This window comes from Actinomycetospora sp. (assembly GCF_055612215.1).
Genome location: NZ_JBVPVA010000729.1, coordinates 1 through 11499, shown reverse-complemented (window position 1 = coordinate 11499; position 11499 = coordinate 1). Strand labels below are relative to the sequence as shown.

The window sequence follows — 11499 nt, the reverse complement described above, 5'->3', positions numbered from 1 at the left end:
GGTGCCCGCCAGCAGCGACCCGAGCATGACCGTCGACGCGCCCGCGGCGATCGCCTTGGCGATGTCGCCCGAGGACTGCAGGCCGCCGTCACCGATCACCGGGACCCCCGCGGGCGTCGCGACGGACGCGGCCTCGGCGATCGCGGTGATCTGCGGCACGCCGACCCCCGCGATGATGCGGGTGGTGCAGATCGATCCGGGCCCGACGCCGACCTTCACGCCGTCCGCGCCCGCCTCGACGAGGGCCTGGGCCCCGGCGCGGGTGGCGACGTTGCCCCCGACGACGTCCACCCGGTCCCCCAGCTCCTGCTTGAGCTTGGCGACCATGGCGACGACGGCGCGGGAGTGCCCGTGGGCGGTGTCGACGACCAGGACGTCGACCCCGGCGTCGGACAGCGACATCGCGCGGGTCCACGCGTCGTCGCCGACCCCCACCGCGGCGCCGCAGAGCAGCCGGCCGTCGGGGTCCTTCGTGGCCATCGGGTACTGCTCGGTCTTGACGAAGTCCTTGACGGTGATGAGCCCGCGGAGGATGCCCGCGCCGTCGACCAGCGGGAGCTTCTCCACCTTGCGGCGACGCAGCAGCCCGAGCGCGGCCTCGGCGGTGACGCCCACCTGCGCCGTCACGAGATCGGTGGAGGTCATGACCTCGGCCACCTTGCGGGTGTGGTCGACCTCGAAGCGCATGTCGCGGTTGGTGATGATGCCCACGAGCCGGCCCGCCGGGTCCGTCACGGGGAGGCCGGAGATGCGGAAGCGGGCGCAGAGCGCGTCGACGTCGGCGAGGGTGTCCTCGGGCGAGCAGGTCACCGGGTCGGTCACCATCCCGGCCTCGGAGCGCTTGACCACCTCGGCCTGCGCGGCCTGCTCCTCGGCGGGCAGGTTGCGGTGCAGCACGCCCATCCCGCCGTGGCGGGCCATGGCGATCGCCATCCGCGCCTCGGTCACGGTGTCCATCGCGGAGCTGACCAGCGGGATCCGCAGCGTGACGTTCCTCGAGAGGCGGGCCGACGTGTCCGCCTCGGAGGGCACCACGTCCGACTCCGCGGGCAACAGGAGGACGTCGTCGAACGTCAGGCCGAGCAGGCCGAACTTCTCCGGTACGCCGGGGTCCGTCAGCACCATGCCCCCGATGCTAGTCGTGCTCGCACAGTGACCCTCGTCGCGCGGCGGGGAGGCCGCGCGTCGTCGCACGTCGGCGCGGTCCGGAGCCCCGCGGGGGTCCGCCGGGTCCGACCCGGCGACCGGTAGGTTCGGGGGCGTGCCGTACGAAGCCCTGCCTCCGGACCCATTCGCGGGTGACCCCTCGGACCCCTCCCGGATGCTCGACGCGCTGCACGACGTCACGGCGCCGGAGGACCTCCCGCTCGACGAGGACGAGCGCGACGAGGTCGTCGCCGACCTCGGCGACCTGGCGGTGTTCCAGGCGCTGCTCGCCCCCCGCGGGATCCGGGGCGTCGTCGTGGACTGCGAGGACTGCGAGGAGCAGCACTTCCACGACTGGGACCTCCTGCGCGCGAGCCTCCAGCAGCTGCTCGAGGAGGGCCACATGCGCCCGCACGAGCCCCCGTTCGACCCGGACCCGGCCTCCTACGTGACGTGGGAGTACTGCCGCGGGTTCGCGGACGCGACGCTCGCGGAGCAGTAGCCCCGCTCCACCCCACCCGGGAACGACGACGGGCCCGGTTCCCCCGAGGGGGAACCGGGCCCGTTCGTCTGTGCGGAGGACTCAGCCGGTCGGCGAAGCCGGGGCCGGCGGCGCGGACGACGCCGCCGGGTCCGGGGTGCCGTTGCGCGGCTCGGGTGCGGGTGTCGTGTCCGGCGACCCCGCGGCGGGGTTCTGCGCGTCCGGGGCGGGTGCCGGGGTCGGCTGCGGCGTGGGCGTCCGCGACCGCCTCTGCCGGGACCGCTCCTGGGCCGTCGTGCCCTCGGAGCTGCTGGCGCTCGGCTCCGTCGTCGGGCTGCTGCTCGGCGCGGGAGGCGCCGGCGTCAGCGACTTGAGGGTCTCCTCGCGCTGCTGCTGCAGCGCGGGCTGGTCCTCGGGCTGCGCGGCCTGGATCTGGCCGGCCGCGTTCTGGAGCAGCTGCTGCGCCTGGACGGGGTTGCCCTGCTTGATCGCGGTGTTGGCGGCGACGATCGTGTCGTGGGCCACCTTCGCCTTCTGGGCGTTGTCCGCCTGCTGGGAGAAGAGGACCTTCGTCAGCCCGAACATCGCGTCGCCCGGCTGCGCCGAGTGCACGGCGACCGTGAACCCCGCCAGCGCGACGGCGATGGCGGCCGCGGCGACCGCGAACGGCATCCGCCGGCGTGCTCGGCCGACGCGACGCTCCCGGGCCTCGTGCCCGGCCTCGACGGCCTCGGCGGCCTCGTCGAGCGACACCAGCTCGGGCATCGGGTCGGCCTCGATGTCGGCCTTCCACGCGGCGAGGATGGCGGCCAGATGGTCGTCGTCCTGACCGGGTCGGCCGAAGACGTCCTCGTGACTCCCGACCCCACCGAGGACCGCCCCGCCGGCGATGGCGTCGAGCAGGGCGTCGTCGGCGCGAACCGCGGCGAGGTCCACCGGGCCGTCGACGAGATCGTCACCAGCACCGAAAGCGCGGTGACCACCCACCTAACTCACCTCTTCCGAGATCGCGGACACGGCGGTCCGCAGCTTCGACAGTGCGCGGTGTTGTGCCACCCGGACCGCACCGGGTGTGGACTCGACCGCCTCCGCGGTCTCCTCCGCCGAAAGCCCAACGACGACACGCAGCACCAGGATTTCCCGCTGTTTGGGTGGCAGTGTGTCGAGCAATTGACCCATTTGGACGGACAGCGCTCCGTTGAGTGCACGCTGCTCTGGTCCATCATGGGGATCGAGCTCTTCGGGCAGCTCGGAGACGGGTTCCGATCGGTTCCGCGCCACCGAGCGATGGGCGTCGACCACCTTGTGCGCCGCGATGCCGTAGACGAAGGCGAGGAACGGACGGCCCTGGTCGCGGTAGCCGGGCAGCGCTGTCAGCACGGCGAGGCACACCTCCTGGGCCACGTCGTCGGCCGAGACCGACGACCGTTCCTGCCGGCCGATCCTCGCGCGGCAGTAGCGCACGACGAGCGGACGGATGATCGCGAGGACACGATTGAGAGCCGAGCGGTCGCCGTCGTTGGCGGCGGCCACCAACCTCTCGAGGTCGTTCCCTGTCTCGGTCATCGCTCCCCGTGGCCCCGGCGTTACACGCGGCGGTGTGACCCGCAGGTCCACCTCGGTCCGGCGCGGCACCTCGACGGGCGGGCCGGAGCGATCACCGTACCGCTCCGGCGGATGGCTCGCGCCCTGTCCTCCGTACGGGTTCGCCCGATCCGGCGCACGCCAGCGGTCCGCGGCGCGGTGGACGGCACGCGGTGTTCCGATCGCCGGAGTGGGCAGGTCATCCGGGGCCAGCTCGACCCCGGGGCGCAGACGGGCGGGGTCGTCGGCCCCGAGGCGGTACGACGACGACGGGGTCGGCCCGGTGGCGGGGAGCTGCGACACGCGGAGCGGCTGCACGCGCACGGGGCGGGGCCGGGTGGTCAGGAGACCAGGCCGCGGCGGAAGCCGTGGGCCACGGCCTGCGCCCGGTCGCGCACGCCCAGCTTGCGGAACAACCGCCGGGCGTGGGTCTTCACGGTGTCCTCGGACAGGTAGAGCTCACGGCCGATCTGACCGTTGCTCTTGCCCTGCGCCATGCCCCGGAGCACCTGCAGCTCGCGCTCGGTGAGCTGGACCCCGGAGTCGGACGGCGTGCGGGGAGCGGGCACGGAGGTGCTCGCCAGGGTGTGGGCGAGGGCGGCGACCAGCTCGGGCCGCGACGCGTCCCACCGCAGGTAGCCGCGGGCCCCGCCGGCGATCGCGGCGGCGATGCTGCCGGAGTCGTCGGGCGCACCGAAGACGATGACGTTCGCCTGCGGGTGCGCGGCCACGAGCCGGCGGGTCGCCTCGACCCCGGTCGGCACGGCGCGCTGGGTCCCCACGAGGACCACGTCGACGCTCTGGCGGGAGAAGCGGGTGAGCAGCTCGTCGCCGTGGGCGACACAGTCGATGCGGTGGACTCCCGGGACGGCCGACATCACTCGGGTCAGTCCTTCACGCACACTGCGGCGGTCGTCGCAGATCAGGACCGTCGTCACGGAAGCTCCTCCCTGCAACGTTCCTGCAGACGGTTGGCGGGCACTACTGGACATCGGCGCCGCTCCCCGAGACCTTGAGTCGGATCCGTGGTTTTCCCGTGCCGGATCCGCGACCCGTGCCATGCCTGCTCCCTCGTCCCGCGTCCCGGGATGACCGCCCGAACTCCTACCACCGACGGTCACGACCGGTTCCCCCTCCATCGACAACGGCCGCGGGGCGGACCGGTCACGCTCGACCCAACACCTGCGGCCCACTTTTCCGCCACCCACACGGAGCACCGGCCACGCGCTGCTTTCGGCATGATCACGGATGGTGGTCGTTTCGGCAAGTCCCGTCACCGTACGGAATCGGCACACCAACCTTTGCCGGGCGTCCATCGCGCATCCGGACGACCGTTCGGGCGGGGCCGTACCCAGGGGGACGGCTCACACCACGACGTCTTGTCCCGCTCAGGTCTCCGGTCATAGGGTCGTGTCACGGTCGCCCTCCGCGCGGCCGCGGGCACGCACGGTGACGATCCGGCGGGCCCGAGCCCGTGGTGGGGAACGATGTCGGGGGCTCCAGGACCGCGGTCCCCCGCGGGACCACCACCGTGTCAGGACGAGGAGGTGGTCGAGATGGCCGATGTCCGTCGACTGCCCGGACCCAACGCCGATCTCTGGGACTGGCAGCTCCACGGAGCCTGCCGCGGCATGGACAGTGCGTTCTTCTTCCACCCCGACGGCGAGCGCGGCCCGGCCCGGGCCAGCCGCGAACGCCGGGCGAAGGCGGTGTGCGAGAGCTGCCCCGTCATGGACCCGTGCCGCCGCCACGCGCTCGCGGCCGGGGAGCCCTACGGGATCTGGGGCGGGCTGTCGGAGGCCGAACGGTCGGCCGCCGCCGGCGGTCGCCGCTCGAACATCGGGATGCGCGACATCGTCATCCGCTGAACCGCGCGACACGGAAGGGCCCGGCCGAACGGCCGGGCCCTTCTGCGTGCGTCGCCTCCGAGCTCAGTGCCCGTGGCCGTGACCGTGGCCGTGACCACCGGCCGCCGGAGCGGGCTCCTCCTCGGGCTTGTCGACGATCGCGCTCTCGGTGGTGAGCACCATGCGCGCGATCGACACCGCGTTCTCCAGCGCCGAGCGCGTGACCTTCACCGGGTCGATGATCCCGGCGGCCATCAGGTCGCCGTAGGTCTCGCTCGCGGCGTCGTAGCCGGTCGTCCAGCCGCCCTCGGCGACCTTGGCGGCCACGACGGCGCCCTCGTGCCCGCCGTTCGAGGCGATGGCCCGCAGCGGCGCCGACAGCGCCCGCCGCACGAGCGCGACGCCGGTGGCCTCGTCGCCGGAGCGACCGAGGCCGCCCTCGAGCTCGGCCGAGGCGTGCAGCAGCGCCGCACCGCCGCCGGGGACGATGCCCTCCTCGACCGCGGCCCGGGTGGCGGCGACCGCGTCCTCGATGCGGTGCTTGCGCTCCTTGAGCTCGGTCTCGGTGGCCGCGCCGACCTTGATGACCGCGACGCCGCCGGCCAGCTTCGCGAGCCGCTCCTGCAGCTTCTCGCGGTCCCAGTCGGAGTCGGTCTCGTCGATCTCGCGACGGATCTGCGAGACGCGGGCCTCGACGGCGGCCCTGTCGCCACCGCCCTCGACGAGGGTCGTGGCGTCCTTGGTGACCACCGCGCGCCGGACGGAGCCCAGCGCGTCGAGGCCGGCCTCGGAGAGCTTCAGCCCGACCTCGGGGTTGATCACCGTGGCGCCGGTGGCCGCGGCGAGGTCGTCGAGGAACGCCTTGCGGCGGTCACCGAAGAACGGCGCCTTGACCGCACAGATCCGCAGCGTCTTGCGGATGGCGTTGACGACGACCGTCGAGAGCGCCTCGCCCTCGAGGTCCTCGGCGATGACCAGGAGCGGCTTGCCCGACTCCACGACCTTCTCCAGCAGCGGGAGCAGGTCGCCGATCGCCGAGATCTTCTCCCGGTTGATCAGGACGTGGGCGTCCTCGAGCACCGCCTCCATGGAGTCCGGGTCGGTGACGAAGTAGGGCGAGACGTAGCCCTTGTCGAACTGGAGGCCCTCGGTGATCTCCAGCTCGGTGGCGAGGGTCGAGGACTCCTCGACCGTGATGACGCCGTCCTCGCCGACCTTCTCCATGGCCTCGCCGATGAGGTCGCCGATCTCCTGGTCGCGCGAGGCGACCGCGCCGACCGAGGCGATGCCGCGCTTGCCGTCGACCGGGGTGGCGTGCTCGCGCAGCACCTCGGTGATCTTCTCGGAGGCGGCGGCCATGCCCGCGCCGAGCGCGGTCGGGTTGGCGCCGGCGGCGAGGTTGCGCAGGCCCTCGGAGACGAGGGCCTGGGCGAGCACCGTCGCCGTCGTCGTGCCGTCACCGGCGACGTCGTTGGTCTTCGTGGCGGCCGTCTTCGCGAGCTGGACGCCGAGGTTCTCGAAGGGGTCCTCGAGGTCGATCTCGCGGGCGATGGTGACGCCGTCGTTGGTGATCGTCGGACCACCGAAGCTCTTGCTCAGCACGACGTGGCGCCCGCGGGGACCGAGGGTCACCACGACCGCCGCGGCGAGCTGGTCCACCCCGCGCTCGAGGGCGCGGCGGGCGGTCTCGTCGAACGTGATCTGCTTGGGCACTGCCATCCTTTCCGGTGCGACCTGGGGCTACGCACACCGCCGCCCCGGGACCCCGGGGTCGGGGCCACCGGGGCGGTGGGTGTGTGTGTTCGGGCGTCGTTAGTTGACGACCGCCAGGACGTCACGCGACGACAGGACCAGGTAGTCCTCGCCGTTGTACTTGATCTCGGTCCCGCCGTACTTCGAGAAGATGACGACGTCGCCGACGGAGACGTCGAGCGGGATGCGGTTGCCCTTGTCGTCGACACGGCCGGGGCCCACCGCGAGGACCTTGCCCTCCTGCGGCTTCTCCTTCGCGGTGTCGGGAATGACGATGCCGGACGCGGTCGTGGTCTCGGCCTCAGAGGCCTGCACCACGAGCTTGTCCTCGAGCGGCTTGATGTTCACGCTCGCCACGGGATGACCTCCACGATCTGGGGTCCAGCTGGTTCTGGATTGAGGGGTGACGGCCCCCGGAACCGACCCGCCGTCGCGGGTGCCGAGTCGGCTCCGATGCCGTTCGATTGGCACTCTATCCCTGCGAGTGCCAATCCATCAACGAGGGGCGTGCGGGCCGCGCCGCATCGTGTACGCGTCCGCCCCGCTCGCGTAGTAGCGCCGCCTCGTGCCGACCACCTCGAAGTCCTCCGAGCGGTACAGGTCCAGCGCAGGCACGTTGTCGGTGCGCACCTCGAGGAACGTGACCGCCCCGAGCGCGTCGGCCCGGGCGAGCAGCCCCACGAGCAGCCGGCGTCCCAGGCCGCGGCCCTGGGCGTGCGGGGCGACGCCGATCGTGTGGACCTCCGCCTCGGCCGGCTCGCGGGAGAACGGCGGCGCCGGCAGCAGCGCGATCCCGGCGTAGCCGACGAGCTCGTCGACCGCCGGGGCGGCCCGGTCCACCCACCGCGCGGCGAGGTAGGGGTACCCGGCGTGGAGCTCGGCGCGGAACGCGGACGCGGTCCAGGGGTCGTCGCCGGGGAACAGTTCCGCCTCGAGCCGGGCGCAGTCCCCGGCGTCGTCGGCAGTGAGGGCGTCGACGACGATGCGCGCGTCCGCCGGCAGGGCCGGGTGGTGCGCGGCGCGCCCTGAGGGGCCGGGTGCGCCCCGGCCTGGCCCGCTCACGCCCGGCGGCGGGGCCGGCGCAGCCGCGAGCGCCGCGAGGTCGAGCCCGCCTCCTGCGGGCGCAGGCGGCGCAGCACCTGGCTGCGGTGCGTGCAACGGCGCAACAGCTCCAGCAGGGCCGCGTCGAGCTCGGAGGGCTGCTCGAGCATCGCCATGTGCCCGGCGCCCTCGAGCGGCAGCAGCTCCGCGCGCGGCAGCTCGGCCGCGATCACCTCGGAGTGCTCGTACGGGATCATCACGTCCTTCGTCCCCGCGGTGACCAGCACCTCGCACTGCGAGAGCCCCCGCAGCGCGGCCTTGCGGTCGTGGGTGGAGAGCGTGTTCGCGAACGAGGTGAGCACGTCGAGCGGGGTGGACGCGATCGTGCGGTCGACCAGGTCGACCAGCACCGGGTCGGTGTCGGGGTCGCCGAACGAGAACCGGGCCACCGCGGCCCACATCGCGTTGCCGCCGAGCCGGCGGATGCGGTCGACGGCCTCCGGGCGCCAGTGCGCGAGGCGCCCGACCACGTTGACGACGGGGTTGCGGTGCGAGAGCACCGCCCGCTGCAGCCCGACGGTGCCGACGTCCCCGGCCGAGGTGCTCACCAGCGCGACGCCGAGCACCCGGTCCCGGAACAGCGCCGGGTGGCGCTCGGCCAGCGCCATGATCGTCATGCCGCCCATGGAGTGTCCGACGAGCACGAGGTCGCCCTCGGGGGCGACGGTGCGGATGACGGTGTCGAGGTCCGCGCCGAGCTGGGCGATCGTGCAGGCGCGCGCCGAGCACTGGCCGGAGCGGCCGTGGCGGCGCTGGTCGTAGAGCACGACGCGGACGGCCGGCTCGGTGAGCTCGGCGAGCATGCGCCGCTGGAAGTGCCAGCAGCGCCGGTCCTGCGCGAAGCCGTGGACGAGGACCACCGTGAGCTCGGGCTTCGCACCCGGCGTGACCGGCTCGATCTCCTCGACCGACAGGCGGGTCCCGTCGTCGGCGGCCACCGAGGACTCCCGGCCGCGCGGCAGCATGCCGAGGTTGGAGGGGTGCGCGGCCTCGGACTCCTCGAGCTCGGCCCGTGCGCGCACGACCCGGGACCGGGCGACGCCCGCCCCGACGGCCCCGGCCGCGGCGGCGCCCCCGAGCACGGTGCCGGCGATGGCACCGAGGATCCCGCCGGTGTGGGAGTGCCGCCGATCGTCGTCGCTCATACCCCGCCCGCGTCCCCGGACCCGCTCGGGAGCCCCGACTCCGCCGTCGCCATATCGGCCTTCTACCACGTCCGGGGTGGATTCACCCCGTCTGTTGCGTGAGTGACCCCGACGCCGGTGACCCGACGCAGCCGCGGCCGGCCCCCGACGCCCGTCACGATCTCGTAGTGGATGGTGCCGAGCAGGTCGGCCCACTCGGTGGCCGTCGGCTGGCCGCCCTCGACGGGGGATCGTCCGTCGCCGGGTCCGAAGAGCACCACCTCGTCGCCCTCGACGACGCCGTGGTCCGACCCGGCGGGCCCGAGGTCGACCATCACCTGGTCCATGCAGACGCGCCCGACGACGGGCCGGCGCACCCCGTGGATCCCGACGGCGAAGCGTCCCGACGAGCCCAGGAGCCGCGGCACGCCGTCGGCGTAGCCGGCGGGCACGAGCGCGAGGTCCCGCGGGCCCGGCGTCGTCCAGATGTGTCCGTAGGAGACGCCCTCGCCGCCGGCGACCGTCTTCACGAGGGCGACCCGGCTGCGGAAGGTCATCGCCGGGCGCAGGTCGGGCGGCTCGTGCGGTCCCTCCACCGGGTCGAGCCCGTAGACGGCGATCCCCGGTCGGACGAGGTCGCGGTGCAGGTCGGGGCGGGTGAGGGTGGCCGCGGAGTTGGCGAGGTGCGCGAGCAGGGGGCGGCCCAGGCGGGTGGTGGCCGCGCGGTGGGCGTCGTCGAGGCGGGCGGCCTGGCGGTCGAGGGTGGGGTGGCCGGGGGCGTCGGCGTGCGCGAGGTGCGACCAGACGGCCACCGGCTCGACGACACCCTCGTCGACGAGCCCCGCCACGGCGTCGAGCAGCGCGCCCCAGTCCGCCGGCGGGCAGCCGTTGCGCGAGAGCCCGGTGTCGATCTTGAGGTGGATCCGGGCGGGTCGGCCGGCGGCGCGCGCGGCCCCGGCGGCGGCGGCGAGGTCGCGCGGCGAGGCGATCCCGAGGTCGACCGCGGTGGCCACGGCGCCGGTCATGTCCTCGTCGGGGACGTGCAGCCACGACAGGACCGGGGCGCCGACGCCCGCGTCCCGCAGCTCGGCGGCCTCGTCGAGGGTGCACACGCCGAGCCACGTGGCACCGGCGTCGAGCGCGGCCCGCGCGACGCCGACGGCGCCGTGGCCGTAGCCGTCGGCCTTGACCACGGCCATCGTCGCGGCACCCGAGCTCCCGGCCAGACCGGCGAGCAGGGCGACGTTGTGGCGGATCGCGTCGAGGTCGACGACGGCCTCGATCCGGGCGGTCGGGACGGCCGTCATCGTCGCGCCTCGGCGCGCACCGAGCGGATCGCGTCCGGGATCGCCGCCTGCACGTGCGAGGCGGGCACCGGGGCGCCGGTCGGGGATCCGGCGCCGAGCTCGGCGGCCCGGGCGTGGACGAACGCCGCGGCGCCGGCCGCGTCGAAGGGCTCGAGACCGACCGCGAGCAGGGCGCCCGCGATCCCGGACAGCACGTCCCCGGAGCCGGCCGTGGCGAGCCAGGAGCTGCCGGCGGGGTGGACGAGGACGCGCCCGTCGGGGGCGGCGACGACGGTCGCGTTGCCCTTGAGCAGCACCGTGACGCCGAGGGCGGCGGCGGCCCGGCGGGCGGCGTCCACGCGGTCGACGGCGGGGTCCGGCGGGTCGTCGAGCTCCGCGACGAGCCGGCCGAACTCGCCCGCGTGCGGCGTGACCAGCGTGGGGAGGTCCGCCGCCGTGGCCCGCAGGTCCGCGTGGGCGCCGAGGAGGGTGACGGCGTCGGCGTCGGCGAGGACCGGCACCCCGGCGCCGAGGACGTGGCGCAGGGTCGCGGCGCCGTCGTCACCCGTGCCCAGACCGGGCCCGATCGCCCAGGCCTGCACGCGCCCCGCGTCCTCGACGTGGTCGGTGGCCACCACCTCGGGCCAGGCCGCACGGACCTCGTCGGCGGCGCTGCCGGCGTAGCGGACCATGCCGCTCGTGGCCAGGCACGCCGCGCCGCTCGCGAGGACCGCGGCGCCGGGATAGGTGGCGCTGCCCGCGGCGACCCCGACGACGCCCTGGGTGTACTTGTCGTCGCCCGGCCCGGGGACGGGCCAGCGGGCACCGACGTCGGCGGCGTCGAGGACGGTGATCGGGGGTTCGCCGAGCTCGGGGCCCAGCCCGAGGTCGACGAAGGTCACCGGGCCGCAGCGGTCGCGGGCGAGGACGTGGACGGGCTTGCGCGCGCCGAACGTGACGGTCCCGGCGGCGGTGACCGCGGCCGGGCCCTCGGCGGTGGCCTCGGGGACGGTGCCGGTGGTGGGGTCGACGCCGCTGGGGGTGTCGATCGCGAGGACCGGGACCCCGGCGGTGTCCGCGGCGCCGACGAGCAGCGGGGCGGGGGTGCGCAGGCCGCCGCGCGCGGAGGTGCCGACGACGGCGTCGAGGACCAGGTCGGCGCGCTCGATGGCCGGGAC

12 protein-coding genes are annotated in these 11499 nt (G+C 74.5%); 2 read left to right on the top strand and 10 right to left on the bottom strand.

The window, feature by feature from the left end; genetic code table 11:
* The coding region (gene guaB / locus AC0CYZ_RS19955; protein ID WP_472218478.1) for an IMP dehydrogenase at positions 1–1125 on the bottom strand (1125 nt) is incomplete at its 3' end.
* 196 nt (positions 1126–1321) lie between these two features.
* On the opposite strand from guaB, the gene AC0CYZ_RS19950 reads away from it, so the two are divergent.
* Positions 1322–1648 (top strand): DUF5319 family protein, encoded by a 327-nt coding sequence (locus AC0CYZ_RS19950; RefSeq protein ID WP_472218476.1) that lies wholly within the window; start codon positions 1322–1324, stop codon positions 1646–1648.
* Positions 1649–1729: 81 nt separating this feature from the next.
* On the opposite strand, the gene AC0CYZ_RS19945 is transcribed toward AC0CYZ_RS19950, so the two are convergent.
* From AC0CYZ_RS19945 to AC0CYZ_RS19935, 3 genes are all read right to left on the bottom strand, one after another.
* Positions 1730–2614, bottom strand: coding sequence for an anti-sigma-D factor RsdA (locus AC0CYZ_RS19945; RefSeq protein WP_472218474.1), 885 nt, complete (start codon positions 2612–2614; stop codon positions 1730–1732).
* Entirely contained in the window at positions 2615–3193 is a 579-nt protein-coding gene (locus AC0CYZ_RS19940; RefSeq protein WP_472218482.1) for a sigma-70 family RNA polymerase sigma factor, read from the bottom strand.
* A 359-nt stretch (positions 3194–3552) separates the two neighbouring features.
* Complete coding sequence (locus AC0CYZ_RS19935; protein ID WP_169186839.1) at positions 3553–4149, bottom strand: response regulator transcription factor; 597 nt, start codon at positions 4147–4149, stop codon at positions 3553–3555.
* Between the two features lie 618 nt (positions 4150–4767).
* On the opposite strand from AC0CYZ_RS19935, the gene AC0CYZ_RS19930 reads away from it, so the two are divergent.
* Complete coding sequence (locus AC0CYZ_RS19930) at positions 4768–5079, top strand: WhiB family transcriptional regulator (RefSeq protein ID WP_472218472.1); 312 nt, start codon at positions 4768–4770, stop codon at positions 5077–5079.
* Positions 5080–5142: 63 nt separating this feature from the next.
* Here the strand turns inward: AC0CYZ_RS19930 and groL are convergent, their stop codons facing one another.
* The 6 genes from groL to AC0CYZ_RS19900 form a co-directional block, all read right to left on the bottom strand.
* A complete protein-coding gene (gene groL, locus AC0CYZ_RS19925) occupies positions 5143–6771 on the bottom strand; it encodes a chaperonin GroEL (protein ID WP_472218470.1) in 1629 nt (542 codons plus the stop codon).
* 99 nt (positions 6772–6870) lie between these two features.
* Positions 6871–7167, bottom strand: a complete 297-nt coding sequence (gene groES / locus AC0CYZ_RS19920; protein WP_472218468.1) for a co-chaperone GroES — start codon at positions 7165–7167, stop codon at positions 6871–6873.
* Positions 7168–7305: 138 nt separating this feature from the next.
* Positions 7306–7812, bottom strand: a complete 507-nt coding sequence (locus AC0CYZ_RS19915) for a GNAT family N-acetyltransferase (RefSeq protein WP_472218480.1) — start codon at positions 7810–7812, stop codon at positions 7306–7308.
* Positions 7813–7868: 56 nt separating this feature from the next.
* Positions 7869–9056 carry an alpha/beta fold hydrolase gene (locus AC0CYZ_RS19910; protein WP_472218466.1) on the bottom strand — a complete coding sequence of 396 codons (1188 nt, stop codon included), beginning with the start codon at positions 9054–9056 and terminating at the stop codon, positions 7869–7871.
* Positions 9057–9118: 62 nt separating this feature from the next.
* Positions 9119–10342, bottom strand: a complete 1224-nt coding sequence (gene alr, locus AC0CYZ_RS19905; protein WP_472218464.1) for an alanine racemase — start codon at positions 10340–10342, stop codon at positions 9119–9121.
* The coding region (locus AC0CYZ_RS19900; RefSeq protein WP_472218462.1) for an NAD(P)H-hydrate dehydratase at positions 10339–11499 on the bottom strand (1161 nt) is incomplete at its 5' end. The genes AC0CYZ_RS19900 and alr, both read right to left, overlap by 4 nt.

Excerpts from the sequence above, each read along its gene's own strand:
- AC0CYZ_RS19950 (WP_472218476.1), top strand. The coding sequence starts at position 1,322 with ATGCTCGACGCGCTGCACGACGTCACGGCGCCGGAGGACCTCCCGCTC.
- AC0CYZ_RS19940 (WP_472218482.1), bottom strand. The coding sequence starts at position 3,193 with ATGACCGAGACAGGGAACGACCTCGAGAGGTTGGTGGCCGCCGCCAAC.
- AC0CYZ_RS19930 (WP_472218472.1), top strand. The coding sequence starts at position 4,768 with ATGGCCGATGTCCGTCGACTGCCCGGACCCAACGCCGATCTCTGGGAC.
- AC0CYZ_RS19910 (WP_472218466.1), bottom strand. The coding sequence starts at position 9,056 with ATGAGCGACGACGATCGGCGGCACTCCCACACCGGCGGGATCCTCGGT.
- alr (WP_472218464.1), bottom strand. The coding sequence starts at position 10,342 with ATGACGGCCGTCCCGACCGCCCGGATCGAGGCCGTCGTCGACCTCGAC.